Here is a 20,824-nt window from a genome sequence, read left to right as displayed (position 1 = left end):
GTAATTATGATTTACGAATTATATTGGTTGTAGATAAAAAATCGCCTACTAAATAAAGGGAACCACACAAAACGATTAAATCGTCTGTGGTAGCAGTTGAGGTTGCGGCTTCTAATGCTGTGAATAAATCTGGATAAATTTGGCGATCGCCTAATTCTGGACAAAGGCTGTAAGCTAGGTTTGCTAAGTAGTCTAAATCAGTAGAAGTTCTACCCGGCCAAGGTTCTATTGATATTGGTACTAAATAAAGGCGATCGCCTGGTTGCAGCAGGGCGGCAAAAATATCTGCATGATCCTTATCGGAAAACATTCCGATAACCCAATTGACTGGCTCATGGTTAACTGCGTCTAAGCTATCAACATACTGACGAAGAACTTGGGCAGCAGCTGTATTATGAGCACCATCAATTAATAATTTATGGTTGTTCCAGGTAGTCCATTGCATCCGTCCCGGCCACTTAGTTTTTGCCATGCCGTTAATTATGGCTTCGTCTGAAATCTGCCAACCCTGTTGTTGGAGAATTTCTAAAGCAGTTAAAGCCAAAACTGAATTAGTTAATTGAATTTGTCCGGCTAATGGTAAAGGATATTTAATTGATTTAGAATTTTGAATAGTTTGATATTCTGCCCATCCTGACGCTAGTTGACGGGCGGGTTGAGGCGTAAAGATCGGACATTGTAATTCTAAAGCACGCGATCGCACAACTTTCTCTGCATCCGGTGGCAATGGCCCAACCACAACGGGACATCCAGGTTTGAGAATACCTGCTTTTTCTCTAGCAATATCAGCGAGGGTGGGGCCAAGTTGCTGCCAGTGTTCCCGGCTGATGGAAGTGATGATCGTAACCAGGGGTTCTAAGCAAACGTTGGTAGCATCCAAGCGCCCTCCTAGTCCGACTTCTACCACAGCCACATCCACTTGCTGCTGGGCAAAATACAACCAAGCGGCGGCGGTAATTACCTCAAACTGAGTTGCCGATTCGTCCTCAGGATGAATCGCAGCTTGGACTTTTTCTAATAATTGGCTGAATTCCTCAGAGGAAATTGGCTGTTCATTTAAACAAATACGTTCCGTCCAATCAACTAAATGGGGGGAAATGTAGCGTCCTGTCCGATAACCAGCCTCAGTAAGTACTGAGGAAATATAGGCACAAACCGAACCTTTGCCATTGGTGCCAGCAACGTGAATTACTGGGATTTGGTGATGAGGATTACCGAGACTTGCCAATAGGTTGACAATACGATCAAGTCCCAAATGGACACCAAAGCGTTGAAGGGGTTGTATTACAGAATCGATATTCAAGGAAGGGGGAGTGGGGAGTCGGGAATTTTACTTGTTTAGGACTTACGCAAGAATTGCTAAAAAGCTTAATTTCTCGTAGACATGTAGTGGCTTGCCGCAGGCTACCGCCAACTCTGCTATGACATCTACATGAACGCCTCTAGTTTCCAAGAATTGACGCCAAAAGAGCCAACTCTACCAGACACTTTGCGATCGCACAGCGTCTGGTAGAGAAGAATTCGGAGAGTCTGCCTAAGTCCTATTCTTTACTCAGAACTCGCAAAAGAGGAACTGACTGCCCCTGTGAAGAGAAACAGTCGGTTGAAGAGTGATAATATTCAGCCGAATTTAAGCTTCCCGATCAAAAAAGCCTTGAATTTGTCTTAAAGCCGCAGCGCCAATATTAAACACTGCCCAGCCAGCGGCAATGGCAATTGGTGCTAAAACGATCGCTATACGGAAATCGATATCCATATCTAGAACCCCTCTTTTAAGTAGAAATTAAAGTTTTGTCAACTGCTCTCATTTTTATTTTTAGCTGAAGTGGGCAACTTTTCCCAACCTATATGTAAAGAATCTTTAAATTATGGGGCATTTGGCAATTCAATTTTGGATTTTGGATTTTAGATTAAATTTCAATTCTTTAATCCAAAATCTAAAATCTAAAATTCTTACTCCCCACTCCTTAAGACTTATTAAACCCGATATCAGTACCCTTGCCAGCATGAACTAAAGCTAACTTTTGGTAACGTTTAGCGTGTTCAATGAGTTCTGCGGCTTTAGCTTCTGTTACTTGCCGTAACACTTTGCCAGGAATGCCCATAACTAGGGACAACGGAGGTACATCCTTAGTCACGACTGCGCCAGCACCGATAATGCTACCAGCACCCACTCGTACCCCGTCTAAAATCACCGCGCCAATGCCAATCAAACTTCCACGCTCAATGTAAGCGGAATGTATCACAGCGCGATGCCCTACAGTAACATGATCTTCTAAAATTGTCGGAAAACCAGGATCACCATGTAGAATTGCCCCATCTTGAATATTTGTACATTCGCCAATTTCAATCCGTTCAACATCTCCTCTAACCACTGCTCCATACCAGATGCTCGCCCCTGCTGCTATATTTACCGAACCCATAACAACAGCATTGGCTGCGATAAAGGCAGCTTGAGAAAAATCGACAGATGTCCAGTAAGAAGCGGTAGACACGATAGAATATGAATATGGTACCCAGGAATACTGGAGAAAATCCAACTTTTGAGGCTAGTTTCACTACCAGGATATCACAGCGTCAAGCCTCTACGCTGAGGAAAACACTAGTTAGCAATGTTACTTCTGCAAGTCCGTGTCTTTGCAGAAGTGAGCAAGTAACCCAAAGTGGCGAAGCCGAAGTGTATAATCCAACCTACTAGTGCTGGTGAAGACAAAATTATGTTTGTACGCACTTCATGATGAATCCAGGCTTGCAGTACCCGATGTTTGGACCTGAAATACAGTGTCCCCATTGTCGCCAGACTATTCCGGCGCTGACATTAACAGATACCTATTTGTGTCCGCGTCATGGCGCGTTTGAAGCTAATCCTAAAAATGGAGAGTTAATCCATTTGCAATCGGGACGTCATTGGCGAAGGTGGAATAATGAATGGTATAGACAGCATACTCATCCCGATGGTATTCGCTTTGAAATTCACGAAGCATTAGACAAGCTTTATACCCAAGGCTATCGAGCAACAAAAGTGATAATTGCTCAACGCTATCAGGAATTGATGAGTGGCTACTTGGAACGCAGTACACCTTGGCGTTCTGGACAACCGGAAGCTACTGCTGCTCGACTATACGGCTTACCCGTGGAGTTTAGCCCTGATACCTCAGAAGATGCCTGTTGGGAAGTGATTAATTTTGACTTGGAAAAAGAGCCTGGCGTCCCTGTACGCTACCCCTATTTCAGGTTATTTGAGTAAAGTTAGAAGTAGAGACGCGACGCCAGTCGCTACAACGGGGGGAACCCCCGCAACGCGCTGGCTCATTAATCGCGTCTGTACAGTTAGGAGTTAAATTCAATTTATAACTCATAATTTACAACTCCTAACTTTTGTTATGCACCACGTTTCTATTCGGACTGCAAATATTCATCGAGCGATCGCTTTCTACGAACATTTGGGGTTTACAATTTCGGAACGCTTTACTACAGGCTACACTCTAGCTTGCTGGATGCAAGGATTGGGCGGCAGAATTGAACTGATCCAAATACCCGAACCAAAGCCAGCCCCAGATGCTTTTGCTGACGAACATTATGTGGGATACTATCATCTCTCGTTCGATTTAACTGAGATTACACCAGATTTACCTAGCTGGTTAACAAATTTACAAGAACGTGTTGCACTAACCGCTGAGAGTCAACCCGAAGTATTACAACCGTTGAAGGTACTTTTAGAACCGACACAACAGCAAATAGGCGATCGCATTTACGAAGTGGCTTTCATCGCCGATACCGATGGCTTACCTCTGGAATTCATTCGGGTTTTAGCAAAACTCCCATAATTTAGCTTTTTTATTACCTTTGTTGCTAATATATTGTTTTTCTGTATTGTTACCGAAGTAACAGATTTTGTTGTCAGATTAAACTATGGTCACTCTCCAAAATAATTATGTAACTTAATTTACAGATATATCTGCTAAATAAATGTATGGATTTTCCAGATTTTATAAATATCCCTTGCCGTTATTACTTTTAAGCTTATGGCTAGTAGCGGTTTTTTTGTTAAGCGATCAACCTGCTCATAGTCAACATGCAGCCGTATCTAATAAAGAAAAATACCACTCAACCTTGCTAGCAAAAACAATAATGCCCTCAACACTGACAGAAAACGTCCGCAAGACAGTGCTGGAGAATGGTTTAACTGTTCTGACAAAGGAAGTACATACTGCACCAGTGGTGACGGTGCAGGTGTGGTACAAGGTTGGCTCACGCAACGAAGAACCAGGCGTGAATGGCATTGCCCACCAGTTAGAACACATGATGTTTAAAGGTACAAAAAATCGTCCGATTCAATTTGGCCGTTTGTTTAGTGCTTTAGGTAGTGATTCTAATGCTTTCACCAGCTATGACCAAACTGCATATTACGGTACTGTGGAACGAAATAAGCTGAAAGCGCTCTTGGTGCTAGAAGCAGACAGAATGCAAAATTCCCAGATTGAGCCAGAACAACTAGCGAGTGAAAAGCGGGTAGTAATTTCCGAGTTGCAGGGTTACGAAAATAGCCCAGAATATCGCCTCAACCGCGCCGTCATGCAGGCAGTGTTTCCCAATCATGCCTATGGGTTGCCTGTAGGTGGTACCAAAGCTGATGTTGAGAAATTTGAAGTTGAGCAGGTACAAAAATATTACCGCAATTTTTACAGTCCCGATAATGCCGTCTTAGTGATTGTTGGAGATTTTCAAACCGCAAATACCCTGGAAACAATTAAAGAGGTGTTTGGGAAATTAGCAAACAACAGTGCTGAGTCAAAAGCCTCACTCAACACTCAACACTCAACATTCCCAACACTTAGCACTCAGCACAGGCTAAACCATAGCTATCCGCTAACAGCAAGCACTCCCATAGTATTGCGAGAACCGGGAGCAGGGCGGCTGTTACAAGTTGTGTATCCGCTACCGGATGCAAATCAACCGGATGTGCCGGCGCTGGATGTGATGGATTACATCTTGACAGAGGGACGGAATTCTCGGCTTTATCAGGTATTAGTGGAATCAGGTTTAGCTAGTGAAGTCACAGCATCCGTTACCAGTTTGCGAGAATCTGGCTGGTATGAGGTGTTGGTGACGGCTGGATCTAAACAAGATTTGAAAAAAATTGACTCAGTGTTGAGTAGTGCGATCGCCAATGTAGCAGAAAAAGGTGTGACATCTGAGGAAGTAGAACGAGCTAAAACTCAATTAACAGCAGATGTAATTTTGAGTAACCGTGATATCACCTCTCAAGCAATGCGATTGGGTAATGATCAGACAACTGCTGGTGATTATCGCTACACAGACCGTTATTTGGCAGCTGTCCGTCTGGTGAAGCCGACGGATGTTGTTACTGTTATTAACAAATACCTGACAAAAGAAGCTCGGATAGCAGGCTTTTTTGAACCAACCCAGAAGCGGATAACAGGAGTTGGTGACAAACCAGACTCAGCCCAAACTACAGAGAATTTCTCTCCTGGCGTACCCGTGCTTCCTTCTGAGGTAGCGAAATACTTACCACCTGTGGATTTGGCTAGAGATGCAATCGCACGAGTATTACCACAGGAATTCAAATTTACTAACGGACTGCGGATATTACTGTTACCCGATAATAGTACTCCCACCGTTACCCTGAGCGGATACATTCAAGCTGGGACGGAATTTGATCCAGATGATCAAGCTGGACTAGCTGCTTTTGTCGCAGATAATTTGCTCAATGGTACTAAGAGCAAGGATGTCTTAACTATTGCCAAAGTCCTGGCAGAACGAGGAGTGAGTCTAAACTTTCAAACCTACCGCGAAGGTGTACATATCGAAGGTGATAGTTTAGCAGAGGATTTGCCGATAATCCTGGAGATATTGGCTGATGTTGTAAAAAATAGTACCTTTCCAGTCAAAGAATTGGAATTGCATCGCCAACAAACTTTAACTGATCTGCAACAGGAATTAGATGAGCCATCAGAAGTAGCCCGAAGAATATTTGTTCAGTCAATTTACCCGAAAAAACATCCTTTACACACCTTTCCCACAGAGGAGAGTTTACAGCAGATTCAGCGTCAGGATGTGATTGATTTCAAAGCCAAACATTATCGTCCAGACACGACAGTGCTAGCGCTGGTGGGAGATTTTGATCTAGACATTGTGCGATCGCTGATTAAAAATGAGTTTGGTGATTGGGAAGTTAGTGGCCAAGCACCAAGATTAAAATATCCTGCGGTATTAATGCCGGAGAAAATAGTCAGTGTCAACCCAGTTTTACCAGGTAAAACCCAAGCTGTTACTTATATGGGTTACACAGGTATTAACCGTTATGATCCTCGGTTTCACGCAGCCTTAGTATTGAACCAGATTTTAGGAGGCGATACCCTATCTAGTAGACTGGGTGCAGAAGTGCGCGATCGCCAAGGTTTGAGTTATGGAATTTATAGCTCCTTCCAAGCCGGGAAAAATGCAGGGACATTTGTGATTGAGATGCAAACTAGTCCAGGAGATAGCACCAAAGCGATCGCTAGTAGCCGCCAAATATTACAGCAAATCCATCAACAAGGCGTCACTCCATTAGAGGTAGAAACAGCTAAACGCACCTTGATCAGCAACTACAACGTTTCCCTGGCAAACCCAGAGGAATTAACAGATAGAATTCTGATGAATGAGGTGTATGGACTAGATAAAGGAGAATTACACTCCTTTACCGATAAAATCCAGAAAGTCACCCTTACCCAAGTTAATCAAGCGGCTCGTGAGTTACTTCACCCAGATAAAATCGTAGTCGTTACTGCTGGCCCATCTGTGTTAACAGAGAAAAGCATTAGGTAGAGATGGGTACTAAGCATGGATAATAAAGAAAGAGAAAGCATTGATACTTCAGCGGCAAAGCCACCAGTAATTATTAATTTCCTATGAACATTTTCAGTAACTTACTTCCTCAAACAACTCAGCCGACAACATCGAAAAAACAGCGCCGAGGAATTGAAATTAAATCGCCGCGTGAAATTGAAATCATGCGGCAATCAGCGACAATTGTGGCAACTGTCCTCAAAGAAATTTCTGAGCTAGTAAAGCCAGGAATGACCACGGCTGATTTAGATGCTTATGCAGAAAAACGCATCCGCCAAATGGGTGCAACACCGAGCTTTAAAGGATATCACGGTTTTCCAGGTTCTATCTGCTCCAGCATTAACAATGAAGCAGTACATGGCATTCCTAGTCCCAAGAAAGTGATTCGCGTAGGAGATGTATTAAAAGTAGATACGGGCGCTTATTACCAAGGCTTTCATGGTGATTCTTGCATTTCAATTGCTGTTGGTGAAGTGACGCAAGAAGCTGCTAAATTAATTCGCGTAGCAGAAGAAGCTTTATATAAGGGCATTGAACAAGTAAAGGCTGGTGTCTACCTGCTTCACCTAGCTGGAGCAATTGAAGACCATGTGAAACTTAACGGCTTTAGTATAGTCGAAGAGTTCACTGGACACGGTGTCGGTCGTAACCTGCACGAAGAACCTTCAGTATTCAACTACCGTACCCGCGAGATGCCAAATGTTAAACTCCGTGCGGGGATGACGCTGGCAATTGAGCCAATTTTAAATGCGGGTTCTAGACACACCCGGACATTATCTGACCGTTGGACAGCAGTCACTGTGGATAATTCTTTATCGGCTCAGTTTGAGCATACAGTGTTGGTAACAGAGACTGGTTATGAGATTTTGACTGACCGTTCTAAGGTGTAGTCGTGTCAGGACTACGAGAAACTAGATCCCCGACAACTTTTACGAAGTCGGGGATCTGCAACTTGCAATTCTTACAAATAAAATAAGATTACTATAGTCTATTTTTTAATTTTGGATTAAGTAGATAAGCACAAATAAACCTAACTATGTAACAAAATGTAAAAAGCTAGAAGTTCTTGTGATTGCTTCACTTCATTTCATAACGTACCCGACGGGAAGGCTTACGCCAACGCAATCACATAGTTATAAATTTTCCCGCCTACCTACTTATTTGACTGATAGCTACATAGTTAGTTTTATAAATAGTAAGTGTTTCTTTAGCTTGTATAGAGACAGACGTATTCTCTGGAATAGCTTCTAATAAATTGATTGCTTGTTGCCATTTATCTTGTGCTTGCTGCCGAATTAGTAGCGAATGAGATGAATTTTGTCCAAATAAATTAGCTTCTATTGCTAGTTTTTGGGCTGATTCTAAGTTTGCTAAGGCTTTCTTTTCAATTAAGACTCTTTGACTGATAAATTTATAGTTAATCCTATAATAAGCCAACTTATTCTTTGCCTGGTCATAAACTGATGTTTCATTAGAAATACTATCTAACAAATTTATTGCCTGACGCCATTTGTTTTGTGCTTGTTGCCAGACTTGTAGAGGATGCGGTGGATTTTGAACTAGAGAAGCAGCCTCCATACCGAGTTTTTGAGCAGATTTAAACTTGGCGATCGCTCCGCCATCGTCTGGGGCGATCGCACTTCTTTCTTGAGTTAAACTTAGACTCACCTGCTGTAATTGTGGACTTTGCTCTTGAATTTTCCAACTACCAAAACCTAAGATTAATAAACTTGAGACGATCAGCAAAGCCGAACGGACTATTTTTTGTGTCGAAGATGGTACTATTTCTACATGCTGGCTAATAATTGCTTCTTTACTACTTTCCTGTTCAATCTTTTTTAGGGCTTGTTCTGCCTGTTCCCTTAAAGTGTCACCCTGAATAATTAAAGCAACAATTTGTTCTTGGAAAAAATCACAATCATTCAGAATATCTGTCAATTCTTTAAATTTGCCATCACTCGATATAATTAATTCGTGGTCATCATCTAACCATTCTAAGACGAAGCCCGATTTGCCACAAAAAGCAGACACTCCTAATAAAATATTTAATAAGCTACGACTATTTTTAATCGTATTAAAAATATAATTTAATTTCTGTTGCAACTGTAATAATTCATTTTGAGAATTGCTGATATTTTGAATTTGATGCTCTAACAGATGATAATTTTCCAAATATAAGTTAATCTTTAAGCTTTCAGCAATTACCTGAAAATTGGTGCAGAGGCTGAGATGATTAATATCAGAATTTAGTTGATTGACTAACTGAACATCAGTGAGAATATCAGTAGCTATTGCCTGCAAAAAATAACCCCATTCAATCCAACCATCAATTTTTGATTGTAAATCAGTTAATGAAATTTTAGTTTTTGAGTTGCCAAATTTTTCTGCTATAGCTGGATCTACTAACCCAATACTAGGTATAAACAAACTAGCTACAGTACCGATTCGAGGAAGTGTAGCGATCGCAGAATTTTTGATGTTCTCAAATTTCAATTCCTGAGCAATTAATTTTTTAAGATTCCGTAGTTGTTCCTGAGCATTATTAATCAGGATAATTTGCTCCATTATTTCATTAGAATCACCAATAGTCAGTTTGAGACTCTGAATCAGTGTTGGCAATTCACTAACAAGTATTTCTAGATTAGCCATAAATACCCCTTAGGGATTTGTCGAAAGTTTATACGAAATAATTAAAATGGCTTAAGTAAGAACATAACCATGCCTGTTGCATCTGAGCATCCTGAGTGAGTGACATATCTCAGGAGCTATAAAATGTATAGTTCCCAGAAATCCTGCTAAAGTAACAATTGAAGTTTAAAAATTCCAGATCAAGCCAAAATTACCCATTCACTAACTTATGAATGAAGTTGATTTAGCGTTTACCCCAGCACTAGAGTTGGCGCAATTAATTCGTCGCCGGGAAGTATCACCGCTAGAGTTGGTGGAAATATATTTAGAACGGATTGGGCAGTTAAATCCCCAATTAGGAAGTTATTTTACGGTGACGGCAGAATTAGCGATCACAGATGCCAAAGCCAAAACAGAATTATTGACAACTACCTCAGAACTACCGCCATTTTTTGGGGTGCCGATTTCCATTAAAGACCTCAATGCTGTAGCAGGTGTTACCTGTACTTTTGGAAATCCGGCATTACTGAACAATATCCCTAACTATGATGATGGGGTTGTGACGCGGATTAAGCAAGCTGGGTTTACTATTCTCGGTAAAACAGCCACTTCTGAATTAGGTTCATTTCCATACAGTGAACCTACTGGTTTTCCCCCAGCTAGAAATCCGTGGAATTTAGAATACACCCCTGGCGGTTCCAGTGGTGGCGCAGCGGCAGCAGTAGCAGCGGGATTGTGTGCGATCGCTCAAGGTTCTGATGGCGGTGGTTCGATTCGGGGGCCTGCGGCTTGTTGTGGTTTGGTGGGACTAAAACCATCCAGGGGCAGGGTGAGTAAAGCACCCGTAGGCGAACGCCTGGCTGGAATTGCCGCCAACGGCCCAATCGCCCGGACTGTCGCTGATGCTGCTGCCCTTTTGGATGCTATATCTGGCTATGTCACAGGCGATCCTTACTGGTTACCCGATCCCGAACCATCATTTCTCGCCGCCACTCAAACAAAACTCGGTGCTTTGCGAATTGCCTTTGACACTAGCATTTCTCCTTTGGGAGAAGCTGACGCCAACTGTCAGCAAGGTGTCCGCCAAACAGTCGAGTTATTAGAACAACTTGGTCACCAAGTTGAACAGAAATCCCCGGATTTTAGTGGTTTAGTTGAACCATTTCAAATCGTTTGGCAAGCTGGGGTGGCTGCGTCAGGACTTCCTGTTGAAGCCTTGCAGCCAGTGAATCGATGGCTATTTGCCCGTACAGGTTCTGTTGCAGAATACCTGCAAGCAGTTTCCCAAATGCAGATAGTGGTACGGCAGATTGTGGCGTTTTTTGATACCGTGGATGTGCTGGTATTGCCAGTTTATCTACATTCACCTATCCGCGTTGGGGAATGGGCTTCGCTGAGTCCAGAAGAGACATTCCAAAATATTATTGAATGGGTTGCCCCTTGTCCACCTGCTAATGCAACTGGACAACCTGCGATCGCAATTCCTGTAGGCTTTGATAGTAAAGGTTTACCCATCAGTGTGCAGCTAATTGGCAAACCTGCGGCTGAAGCTACCCTGATCAGCCTAGCAGCACAATTAGAAGCGGCTAACCCTTGGATTGATCATCGTCCAGCCTTTGCAATCTCAGGCTAATTATGCAGGCATCCCTGGAACAACTTTCACAAATTATTGTGTTTTCAGGTTTAGAAACAGCAGACAAAGTAAATTTGCAACCTTACACTCAAGTGCAACGCTATCGCAAAGGAGAGATTATTCTACATGAGAATGATGTCTTACCAGGAAAACTATATGCTGTTGTCAGTGGATCAATTCAAATTACCAAAACAGCAATAACGGGAAAAGAAACTATTTTACGCGCCTTAGCTGCTGGAGAAATTTTTGCGGCTCCTGCTTTATTAGGAAATGGAATTTCTCCGGCAACTGTGACTGCTGAATCTGATTGTGAGATTCTGACTGTAGAGCGAGATGCTTTATTAAAAGCTATTAGGCAAAATCCTGAAATTGCATTACGAATGCTGATGGTTTTTAACAGTCGGATTCAGCAATTGCATGAAACAGTCCACGGATTAGTTTCTGAAAGAGCTATTGTTCGTCTTGCCAGATTAATTCAATATTTTGCTGCTGAATCAGGAACTGAATCAAGTCCACAAGGCGAGTGTTTAAAAGTTAAATTATCTTATTATCGCATGGCTCGGAGTAGCGGCATTACTTACGAAGAATGTGTGCGGTTAATTAAAAGTCTGAAGTCAGTAATTGCCTATCGTCGGGGTGGGACGATTATAATCCTTGATGCTGAGAAATTGGATGCGATCGCTTCTGGTACAATACCACCTGAAGATATTAGCTAATTATTTTTATTCAACTTTTTTTTGTTTAACATAGTTACAAAAGTCATTTATTGTGAGTTGATCGAGCCATTGATGATGTTCTTTAGTATAGTCACCATAGCCCACTTCTAACTGCTGTAAAAATCTCAGCGTTCCTGCTACACCTAAAGCATCAATTAGGGCTTTATATCCTTGCTGTCTAATTTCCGTCAGTTTCATTATTTTCTTCCTCTGGTTGCAAAATATTCATTAACCAAATCGTCGGATTTTCGACTTCTATTTTTAAAATATTTTGAAATTGCTTTGCTTTCCTGAAAAGGCGATCGTCAGCCGTCAAAAATATATCTGCTTCTCCCACTTCTGCAAAAGCTAAATATAACGAATCGTGAAACTTGAACGCTAACTTATATTTTTATCTCAAAAGCTTCTTATAGAGCATCTTTCCTATCCAATTCACAGCATGAAATACATAAAGTAATTTGATTATCTCCTAAACGTTTCATGTCTTCTGGTGAAAATGACATATTACACTGTTCATCATATTCGTAATACATCCAAACGGATATATCATCTTTGTAAACCCCTAGCAGACAAAGCTTCTAATATTTGTCTTCTAGAAGATTTAAAAATCTATCTACAAAATTTACTGAATAGTTCAAAGCTTCTTCAATAAGTATTTGCTCCCAATAACAATTGTTAGAGTTAGTATCAACACCCAAAATATCGTTGACTATTTTTATTTTGTCTTTCCCACAATCAATTCTCAAAATATACGTATATCTCACGGTGTGGCTCTTACTTACGAAGAATGTGTACGATATTTCGGTCGATGGCTAGTTCGATTTCATCGGGATAAGCTTCTGCATATCCCCAAGCATTAGTTAAATCTCTAGCTGTAATGGTTGGATAACTCGTCAAAAGGTCAGCATAACTATATCCAAGACGACGAGCTTCCACAAGTACCCAGACGGGAATACGAGTTTTAGCAATGCGAGCATCTTCACCACAGACTCTGGGGGCTTTCTCAATTCCTGGCCAATTGCTACCGAGACTTTGAGCAAGTAACTGAATAGCCTGCACTTTTTCACCAGGACTGAGGGCAAGAAGTTGTTGTTCTAAGTCTTTGAGTGTCACGGATGTAAATCCTCTAATGTTTTCTCAGGCTACATTTACAATTTTATTTGTTCCCGTGCAGTGACAACTAAAACTAAACATAAAGCCGCGATGCTTTCCACTCGTGGTCAAGAATAGCGTAAAGAAAGTTGTCGTACCATCTACCTTTGATTAACTCTTTTTCCCGCAGATGACCCTCACGAAGCATACCAATTTTTTCTAATACCCTTACAGAAGCAACATTCTCTGCAACACACCAAGACCAGATACGATGCATTCCCAGTTCTTCAAAGCCGAACTTTAAAATTGCCTGTGCTGCTTCTGCTGCATAACCTTGTCCCCAATACTGAGTATTTAGTTCATAGCCGATATTTGCTTCCCGCATTTCCCGGTCGTTTACACGAATACCACAATTGCCAATAAGCCGATTTTCTTCTTTGAGGACAACAGCTAACTGAAACTTTGTCCGTGGTTGCTCTTTTTGCTGATCAATAAACATCTGGATAAACTCGCAAACATCCTTTTGTGTTCGCTGCGTCCAATCGTTGTAACGCAAGTACAAAGGATCAGATTGATATGCAAAAACCGCCTGCCAGTCTGCCTCTATAAAGTCACGCATTAGCAAGCGGTGTGTTTCTAAGATCATGTCTTTTCTCTATGCGCTGAGTGCAGGCAATCTAGGAATTTTAACTTTTACATTTGCACCCTGCTAAATCTACGTAAGCTAGTGGAATGATTAAGTTGCCTGATCAATCTTTTGCACTTCTTGATCAGATAGTTTCACATTTATAGCTTGTGCTGAGTCTTCAATGCTAGAAATCTTGCTAGCACCAGGAATTGGCAAAATAGTGGGCGACTTGGAACGCAACCACGCCAAAACGATATTATACACAGACACGCCTTTTTCTTTAGCTAACTGAGCGATCGCGGGGATATCTTGCAAGTCCTGATGGCGACGCCTACCACCAAAGGGACTCCAAGGCAAAAAGGTCAATCCTTGCTGTTCGCAATACTTCAACACGCCATCTTTTTCTGGCTGTCGTTGCCAAGGGCTGTATTGATTCTGCACCGAGATAATATCTACCACATCCTGCGCCCGCTTAATTTGTTCAACGGAAAAGTTAGAAACTCCTACAAACCGAATTAAACCAGCCTCCACTGCTTCTTTAACTGCTGCAAGGGATTCTTCAATGGTGTAATTAGTATCGGGAGAATGGTATTGCCAAACATCGATGGGTTTAGCACCACCCAACGCCTCAAAACTGACTCTAATTGTTTGGCGCAAATGTTCTGGGTTGCCGTTGCTTGTCCAGTTGCCATTGGGACGCATCAAACCACCCTTAGTTGCCACAATTACTTGGCTAACATCGCCTTTGTAACTACTAAGTGCTTTGTGAATTAATTGCTCGTTGTGGTGCTTTTCTGACTCATCTTTGCAGTAAGAGTCGGCAGTATCAATAAATGTAATACCCAGATCCAAGGCCTGATGAATAACTTGGATTGATTGCGATTCGGGAGGGCGATTAGAAATTGACATGGGCATACCACCCAAACCGATCGCACTCACAAAGATACCACTTTTTCCTAGCTGTTTGGTTTCCATGCTTCTAGCTATAGCTTTCTGCCCCAATTATCTACCAGCCAGCCAAAGATTTTTTAGGGATTCATCGGAAATCTTCCCTAGTACTTAGACTTGGCGATAAGTGAATGGGCTACGAGGGGAATAATCTACTCAGGGCTTAAGTATTCTATACACAAATACCGATGAAAATTGTAGAGGAAACCCGTACTAGATTGCAGCTAAAACATCGACCACTCAGATATTGGTTCAGCGGGGGGTGCATTTTTACTATCTGTTTAAGCTTTTTGATTTACTGCTTAGTTTTTGATTCTGCTTCAGTTAGTCTCAATTGCACTCGACCTTCACCAAACCAAATAAACTGTGAATTGAAGCGGTTTAATTTGCTGGGAAGTATGGAGAAACTCAAAATGTTTGATCTCCAGGAAGCATACATTCTTACAAAGACTGGTAGCAAAGGAGCGAAAACTTATCAAGTTATGATTGTGACTCCATTTGGAGACTTTGCCCTGCTGTCACATGTTAGCTATCAACAGAATCAGGAAGTTGCCTTTCAAATCAACGATTTTATCAACTCTGGGCAAACTTCCCTATTAGTGCAGCAGAATCAGCGGAATTATCTATTTTTCTTAAATTTATTTACATTAATTATTATGGCAATCGCTGCTTATTTTGCAACATCACCTGTAACTACCTGCACATTCTATAAGAGTATCGATCAGGTATTTATCGAACGTAAAAGTCTGCGTGGTAACAAAATTATCGAACATCCATTAAAATATATTCTGCGTTTTGATATTCAAGAAAAGCAATATAAATACTCCAAACTTTATCGGGCTGTAATTGTGCTGAAATCATTCAAGGAAATACCAATTAATCCACAATACACTGATGAAAATAGCATCAAATATGCAGTTTCTAGAATATATTCATTCTTGAAATATTAACCAAGATTATTTTCATGACGTGCCGCTGTGGCCTGAAACTGAAGTCACAGATAACCGACTTCTTTGAGATGTCTATTTAAGCTATGTTTGGTAATTGACAAGCAACAGACTGTCGAGCCATTAAATTAAGTTCATTAGCGAAAAGTAATTTCTGAGCTAATACTGCACAGTATTTCTTGAGGTCGCATCTGCCCACATTTTTGTTATCTATCCAGTAACGTTAGCACTTATTTGGGATAAATTGTGATGTCCGAATAGCATCGTCAATCGCGCTATACTGCTTGTCTTTCCCTTTGCATTTAAACTCGTAAACTATTATGGCTCGACCTTTGTTTAGCACAATATTATGTTACCGTAGATTACATAATATGTGTGATCAGGGTAAGATAAATCAGACGAATAAATTTGCTATTGGTGCTACATCCCCCGTCTTTTCAAACCAAAGATGTAGCCCTATTGAAAGTTCTTATAAAGCATTGTGAGTGCAAAACGTCTGCCAGAAACCATTGCCCATGTCAGAATTACTCGCCAATCCTGGCAACACGGCTTCCTTGAGGGTGAAGTGAGTGCAGGTGAGTTTGAGTGGCATTTCCAGTGGCATTTTCGCCGGGGAGAACTTGCCGTCAAGCCTTCCCAAGGCCGCGCCTTAATCAAAGAACCCCTCGGTCGATTTTTGGAGCAACAAGATTATCAGTTAGAGCCTGGAGGAGATTATGCTTTTACTATTCGGGCGGAACTTTAAAAGTTAGGAGCCATTCAATTTTGGATTTTAGATTTTAGATTTTAGATTTTTTCTTCAATCCCTTCCGGTTGGTGCAGTCGCTCATGGGGAGCCACTGCGGTGGACGGGTTCCCCGGCATAAAGCAAGTGGCGTGGAGACCCCCAGACGCTCTCTACCAGACGCGCAAGGGACGCAGGCTCGCTACCCAACGGGAAGGGCAGTTCGCAACCGACGGGAAGCGGAGCCAATGCGTTGGGCGGGTTTCCCGACTTGTTCGCGCAGCGTCTCCCTTAGGAGAAGCAAGTGGCGTCCAGGACTGCGACTGCCTTACCGCTGCGCTATGCGCGGCATCGTCTCCCTTCTCACATTAGGAGAGGCTAACGCCTGCCGTCGGATGCCCGTTCGCCGCAAGGCGTCCCGGCAAGGGTTGGGCTGTAGCGAGAAGAACGCGCTGCTTCACCAAAATCCGGCGTTGCGCTGTCAGCGCACCTTTGGTGCGACGCAAAATCTAAAATTGGTTGAGTGCTGATTCTGTGAGGCGATTTAAGTATCTTTCGATTAGGAGGATGGCAACAATGTCATCTATCGGCCTTGGTGGCTGTCGCAGACCCTGTGGCAATAGCTTTATTAACCCTTTGGGCGGGAACATTTGCCAATAGCGATCGCGTGCTTCTAAGCTTGTGTAGCGCTCATCCACTAAAATAATATTCAGCGGTTCTGTCAATTCCTGATATAATTGCTGTCTCCACTGCTTGGCTGTAGTTTGGTCGCCCATCACCATCAAGGAGATTGGAAACTTTTGACGCAGTGTCTCAATGGTAGCGATCGCCTCTTTTGCTAGCACGACCTGATGATAATGCAGTTGCCGATCTAGTCCGATCACCGCTAAACCACACTTATCTCGACCTGGATCAAACCCCAAAATGACTGGTTGCGTTGGTGAAAATTCACGGAAAATCATAATAAATTAAAAATTAAAAATTAAGAATTAGAAATGTTCGCATAGCATCTCGTAGAGAAGAAATGCAATTGCAGCAAGTATTTTAGCTGCTGTTCAAATATGTTTAAATCTTACTAATAACAGTGTGCAAATATTTTTTTTATTTTTTAAGTACTAAAAATGATTTGTCCGTTTACTATTGCCACTAATTTTACTCTCAATGGCCCGGCTGTATAAGTGTCCTCTGCTGCGATCGCTTTGACTTCCAATGGTTGATTATACTGTCTTAATTGGGTGACAAAGCGCAGAAAAGTCCCGTCTACTTGGACATCTTCGACAATTCCAGCGTTACGGGCCCGAAATTGGGAAGCAGAAATCAGTATTTCCAGCCGCTGCTGTAACTCATAAGATGTCATGGTTTGGGAGTCGGCAGTGGTTGTGGCCAGGACTGCGCCTCCGGAAAATACTAATTGATTTCGGGCTGTATCGGCGAAAAATTCTATCTGCTTTTCTCCCCTGACGTAATTACCAGCCGAAAATATTCGCATCACATATTCTTGACCATCCTCAATCTGCTTGCTCAATTGCTCAACTCTATCCTGGGTCACACGCAGTAACTCTACATTGGCAGGAGCACCAGGCTCACTTAATTTCTGGTTGGCGTTGCGATTGGCTTCTTGTAATAGTTGTACTACTGCCTGGTGAGCAGCAGCAGGTTGGGTAACACGAACTACACCAGCAGACAGAACTTGACCGCGAACTAAGGCTAGCTTACCTAGACGCAGGTCGCGGTAGGACTGATAATATTTTTCCAGCCTTGCAACTTCCAGTTCTAGTTGCTCCTGTTGCGCTTCCAATTCTTTGAGGCGCGATTCCCGTTTGGCAATCACTTGCTCTCGCGCCGTAATTTCTACATTCCGCTTTTGAATTAGTTGATCGAGCTGGACGATTTTTTGATCGCGCACTTCTATCGCTTCTTGACGATTAGCAAGTTCGCGATCGCGTTTTTCAATCGCTGTTTTGGCTTCGTCAATGGCTTTTTTAGCTTCAGCGTACAGTCGTTGACGTTCTGTCTTCAGTAGTTCTACTGCCGCCTGTAGCTCCTTTCTCTGATTGTAAACGCTTTGGAGTTCAGTTATGGCTTTTTGGTACTGAGTTACAACTTGTTCTAGCTGACCTTGAGTCCGTTGGAGTTGAGTTTGGGTTTGAGCTTGTTGATTAATGGTGCGATTCAACTGAGCTTGTGTTTGGCGTTGTTTGGCATTCGCCGCCTGCAAATATTGATTGATTACCTGCAAGTCTTGTTGTGCTTTTGCTTGGTTAATTCTTGCTTGGTTTAGCTCACTCTCTACCTGACTTTTCTGAGTTTCTGCGGTTTTTAGCTGTTCCCGCTTCTGCCTGAGGTCTGTTTGAATATCCTCTAATTCAAAGACTCCCTTTCGCAAGCCTTCGTCAGCAGTGAATAAAATCCCTAAAGTTGATGCTGAAATCAAACCACCCGTAAAAATTGTTACTAGTACAGCGGTATTTTTCGGACGAAGATTAAAAAGTGAGAGGCGGGCTTTGCCAACTCGTGTGCCGATGCGATCGCCCACGGTTGCAATTACGCCTCCCAGAATTAAAATTGCTGCGATGAGGATGTATCCGGTGGTCATCTTTAGCTACCGAAATCCTTCCAGATACAGCCTACTACTTTTAACCATTGTCTGGAAATAAGTGGAAATTGGCAATAGCAGAAATTACTCAATTTTAGATTTACCTCTAGCTATTAGTGTCATTTTTCAAAATACAACACGCGCCAATTCCCCTTTCTCCAATTGCATTTATGTGAATTGCCTACTTAAGGTAACAGGTTTGTGCACAGTAATCTTCTTTTTGTGGATAGAAATCATCTTTTTTTCACGCAAATCCCCCAGTAGCCTAGTGACAGTAACACGAGTTGAACCAATTGCCTCTGCGATCGCTTGATGAGATAACTTCAGATCAATCGTGATCCCATCTGCACAAGGAACCCCAAAATCCCGACAAAGAATTAATAAAAAACTCACCAACCTGGAACCCATATCTCGGTGAGCGAGAGTTTCAATCATCATCTCTGTCTGTAAAATGCGCGAAGACAGACCTCGCAGCATTAACATTGATAATTCGGGATTTTCCTTGAGTGCTTGCTCCACTTGTTCAATTGGTGCTGACAGTAATTCCACAGGGGTAAATGCAACTGCATGGTAAAATCTATCCGACTTATTTCCTGTCAGCAATGACAATACACCAAAAACACTATTTTCTCGCAGCAGTGCTACCGTTATTTCCTCTCCTGCCTCGTACACCCTGGAAAGTTTAACAGCACCTTTCAAAAGAAAATAAACTCGTTCGGCAGGATCGCCAGGAAAAAAGATCGTTTTATTGCGTTCAAACGTTTCCACAACTGGCGGAAACGCCCCGGTCGCCATCTGACGAAATACATTTGCTAGGGCTTTATCTTGTGTCACGATCATCTCCCTTCCCCTACCCAATGCCGGAAAAACAAAAACTGATTACCTAAGAATACACCTGAAAAATGAATAAAGCACCGTCAACCTTTCTGTACTTTCCTATACTCAAACTAATCGCTTCATAACTCTTTGTTTATAATGATACATAATTGTTGATCCTTTCAGCTACTAGTTCTTGATAAGTAGTTCCAATAGCAGTATTAAAAAGGGTTTTTTAAAGAACAAATAAAGATATCTTGAGAATATCTTTAGGAAAAATCAAGAATTTTGTCACAGGAAACACCCTTACCAATATTCATTTTTGCAAATCCTATGTAAAACAAAGACAAAACGTGCCTCAGATTCTAGTATGCTCCTAATGATCGATCGCATTAATAATTTCTATGCTGAATCTGACTGGAAAAAATGCTCTTGTTACAGGTATTGCCAATAACCGCTCGATCGCCTGGGGCATCGCCCAACAGCTGCATAAAGCCGGAGCAAACTTGGGTATTACCTACCTGCCGGATGAACGCGGCAAGATGGAGAAAAAAGTTGCGGAATTGGTAGAACCCCTCAACCCCAGCTTATTTCTTCCCTGTAATGTCCAAAATGATCAACAGATTCAATCTACCTTTGAGACGATTCGTGATCAGTGGGGGAAGCTAGACATCCTCATCCATTGTCTTGCCTTTGCTAGCAAAGATGATTTGAGTGGAGATTTTAGCCAAACCTCTCGTTCAGGCTTCAACACCGCCTTAGAAATCAGTACCTACTCGCTGGTGCAGTTAAGTGGTGCAGCTAAACCTTTGATGACAGAGGGAGGTAGTATCGTTACCCTGACATATTTAGGCGGTGTCAGGGCAATCCCTAACTATAACGTTATGGGAGTTGCCAAGGCGGGGTTAGAAATTAGTGTGCGTTACCTAGCCGCTGAACTAGGGCCGCAAAATATCCGCGTCAATGCCATCTCCGCAGGCCCCATCCGCACTTTGGCATCTTCAGCGGTAGGCGGGATTTTGGATATGATTCATCATGTAGAAGAACTAGCTCCCCTACGACGTACCGTTACTCAGTTAGAAGTGGGCAATGCTGCGGCTTTCTTGTGTAGTGATTTATCCAGCGGCATTACCGGACAAATTCTATATGTAGATGCAGGATATGAAATTATGGGAATGTGACGCGATAAAGTGAGGAGTTAAGAGTTAAAAATTCATAACTCCTAACTTCTAACTCTTTCCACT

Annotated in this window: 22 protein-coding genes and 1 pseudogene; 10 read left to right on the top strand and 13 right to left on the bottom strand. The window is 42.2% G+C overall.

Going from position 1 to position 20,824, the window contains the following annotated elements; genetic code table 11:
• Nucleotides 1-4 precede the first annotated feature (4 nt).
• From Q0541_RS21745 to Q0541_RS21735, 3 genes are all read right to left on the bottom strand, one after another.
• A complete protein-coding gene (locus Q0541_RS21745) occupies nt 5-1,303 on the bottom strand; it encodes a folylpolyglutamate synthase/dihydrofolate synthase family protein (RefSeq protein ID WP_298915191.1) in 1,299 nt (432 codons plus the stop codon).
• 327 nt (nt 1,304-1,630) lie between these two features.
• Entirely contained in the window at nt 1,631-1,756 is a 126-nt protein-coding gene (locus tag Q0541_RS21740) for a photosystem II protein Y (RefSeq protein WP_273764542.1), read from the bottom strand.
• A gap of 211 nt (nt 1,757-1,967) precedes the next feature.
• Nucleotides 1,968-2,495, bottom strand: a complete 528-nt coding sequence (locus Q0541_RS21735) for a gamma carbonic anhydrase family protein (protein ID WP_298915185.1) — start codon at nt 2,493-2,495, stop codon at nt 1,968-1,970.
• 239 nt (nt 2,496-2,734) lie between these two features.
• On the opposite strand from Q0541_RS21735, the gene Q0541_RS21730 reads away from it, so the two are divergent.
• From Q0541_RS21730 to map, 4 genes are all read left to right on the top strand, one after another.
• Nucleotides 2,735-3,247: a TIGR02652 family protein gene (locus tag Q0541_RS21730; RefSeq protein WP_273764540.1), complete on the top strand. Its 513-nt coding sequence runs from the start codon at nt 2,735-2,737 to the stop codon at nt 3,245-3,247.
• 136 nt (nt 3,248-3,383) lie between these two features.
• Nucleotides 3,384-3,827 carry a VOC family protein gene (locus Q0541_RS21725; protein WP_298915177.1) on the top strand — a complete coding sequence of 148 codons (444 nt, stop codon included), beginning with the start codon at nt 3,384-3,386 and terminating at the stop codon, nt 3,825-3,827.
• Nucleotides 3,828-3,969: 142 nt separating this feature from the next.
• Nucleotides 3,970-6,831, top strand: coding sequence for a pitrilysin family protein (locus Q0541_RS21720; protein WP_298915174.1), 2,862 nt, complete (start codon nt 3,970-3,972; stop codon nt 6,829-6,831).
• Between the two features lie 83 nt (nt 6,832-6,914).
• Nucleotides 6,915-7,742: a type I methionyl aminopeptidase gene (map, locus tag Q0541_RS21715; protein ID WP_298915172.1), complete on the top strand. Its 828-nt coding sequence runs from the start codon at nt 6,915-6,917 to the stop codon at nt 7,740-7,742.
• 259 nt (nt 7,743-8,001) lie between these two features.
• Here map and Q0541_RS21710 read toward each other — a convergent pair whose 3' ends face one another.
• Nucleotides 8,002-9,501, bottom strand: coding sequence for a hypothetical protein (locus Q0541_RS21710; RefSeq protein WP_298915170.1), 1,500 nt, complete (start codon nt 9,499-9,501; stop codon nt 8,002-8,004).
• A 208-nt stretch (nt 9,502-9,709) separates the two neighbouring features.
• Between Q0541_RS21710 and Q0541_RS21705 the strand changes: the two genes are divergently transcribed.
• Both Q0541_RS21705 and Q0541_RS21700 read left to right on the top strand, forming a co-directional pair.
• Entirely contained in the window at nt 9,710-11,113 is a 1,404-nt protein-coding gene (locus Q0541_RS21705; protein WP_298915167.1) for an amidase, read from the top strand.
• 2 nt (nt 11,114-11,115) lie between these two features.
• On the top strand, nt 11,116-11,829 hold the full coding sequence (locus Q0541_RS21700; RefSeq protein ID WP_298915160.1) for a Crp/Fnr family transcriptional regulator: 714 nt from the start codon (nt 11,116-11,118) through the stop codon (nt 11,827-11,829).
• Between the two features lie 6 nt (nt 11,830-11,835).
• Here the strand turns inward: Q0541_RS21700 and Q0541_RS21695 are convergent, their stop codons facing one another.
• The 5 genes from Q0541_RS21695 to Q0541_RS21675 all read right to left on the bottom strand — a co-directional run bounded on the left by Q0541_RS21695 (nt 11,836) and on the right by Q0541_RS21675 (nt 14,524).
• A complete protein-coding gene (locus Q0541_RS21695; protein ID WP_298915158.1) occupies nt 11,836-12,027 on the bottom strand; it encodes a hypothetical protein in 192 nt (63 codons plus the stop codon).
• Entirely contained in the window at nt 12,008-12,166 is a 159-nt protein-coding gene (locus Q0541_RS21690; RefSeq protein ID WP_298915156.1) for a hypothetical protein, read from the bottom strand. Before Q0541_RS21690 ends, Q0541_RS21695 begins: the two co-directional genes overlap by 20 nt.
• A gap of 437 nt (nt 12,167-12,603) precedes the next feature.
• Nucleotides 12,604-12,942, bottom strand: coding sequence for a DUF433 domain-containing protein (locus tag Q0541_RS21685; protein ID WP_298915155.1), 339 nt, complete (start codon nt 12,940-12,942; stop codon nt 12,604-12,606).
• A 73-nt stretch (nt 12,943-13,015) separates the two neighbouring features.
• Complete coding sequence (locus Q0541_RS21680; protein ID WP_298915153.1) at nt 13,016-13,567, bottom strand: GNAT family protein; 552 nt, start codon at nt 13,565-13,567, stop codon at nt 13,016-13,018.
• 90 nt (nt 13,568-13,657) lie between these two features.
• Nucleotides 13,658-14,524, bottom strand: coding sequence for an aldo/keto reductase (locus tag Q0541_RS21675; RefSeq protein WP_298915150.1), 867 nt, complete (start codon nt 14,522-14,524; stop codon nt 13,658-13,660).
• 386 nt (nt 14,525-14,910) lie between these two features.
• Between Q0541_RS21675 and Q0541_RS21670 the strand changes: the two genes are divergently transcribed.
• Entirely contained in the window at nt 14,911-15,447 is a 537-nt protein-coding gene (locus tag Q0541_RS21670) for a hypothetical protein (RefSeq protein ID WP_298915147.1), read from the top strand.
• Between the two features lie 100 nt (nt 15,448-15,547).
• Here the strand turns inward: Q0541_RS21670 and Q0541_RS21665 are convergent.
• A pseudogene (locus Q0541_RS21665) lies at nt 15,548-15,766 on the bottom strand (RNA-guided endonuclease TnpB family protein); the annotation flags it as partial.
• Between the two features lie 159 nt (nt 15,767-15,925).
• Here Q0541_RS21665 and Q0541_RS21660 point away from each other — a divergent pair.
• Entirely contained in the window at nt 15,926-16,189 is a 264-nt protein-coding gene (locus tag Q0541_RS21660) for a DUF3146 family protein (RefSeq protein WP_069070640.1), read from the top strand.
• 131 nt (nt 16,190-16,320) lie between these two features.
• Entirely contained in the window at nt 16,321-16,698 is a 378-nt protein-coding gene (locus tag Q0541_RS21655; protein WP_298915142.1) for a hypothetical protein, read from the top strand.
• Here Q0541_RS21655 and Q0541_RS21650 read toward each other — a convergent pair.
• The 3 genes from Q0541_RS21650 to ntcA form a co-directional block, all read right to left on the bottom strand.
• Complete coding sequence (locus tag Q0541_RS21650; protein ID WP_298915139.1) at nt 16,678-17,130, bottom strand: Holliday junction resolvase RuvX; 453 nt, start codon at nt 17,128-17,130, stop codon at nt 16,678-16,680. The two genes, Q0541_RS21655 and Q0541_RS21650, sit on opposite strands and share 21 nt — an antisense overlap.
• 146 nt (nt 17,131-17,276) lie before the next feature.
• Complete coding sequence (locus Q0541_RS21645) at nt 17,277-18,764, bottom strand: DUF3084 domain-containing protein (protein ID WP_298915136.1); 1,488 nt, start codon at nt 18,762-18,764, stop codon at nt 17,277-17,279.
• A 168-nt stretch (nt 18,765-18,932) separates the two neighbouring features.
• The gene (ntcA, locus tag Q0541_RS21640; protein ID WP_010998529.1) at nt 18,933-19,604 is read right to left on the bottom strand and encodes a global nitrogen regulator NtcA; all 672 of its coding nucleotides are present in this window, start codon (nt 19,602-19,604) and stop codon (nt 18,933-18,935) included.
• Nucleotides 19,605-19,984: 380 nt separating this feature from the next.
• Here ntcA and fabI point away from each other — a divergent pair, with 380 nt between their 5' ends.
• Nucleotides 19,985-20,761: an enoyl-ACP reductase FabI gene (fabI, locus tag Q0541_RS21635; protein WP_298915056.1), complete on the top strand. Its 777-nt coding sequence runs from the start codon at nt 19,985-19,987 to the stop codon at nt 20,759-20,761.
• The last annotated feature ends 63 nt before the right edge of the window (nt 20,762-20,824 follow it).

Origin of the sequence: uncultured Nostoc sp., assembly GCF_937863485.1 — a bacterium.
GTDB lineage: Bacteria > Cyanobacteriota > Cyanobacteriia > Cyanobacteriales > Nostocaceae > Nostoc.
Note: the sequence above shows the minus strand (reverse complement) of the source record. Positions and strands in the feature narration are given on the sequence as shown.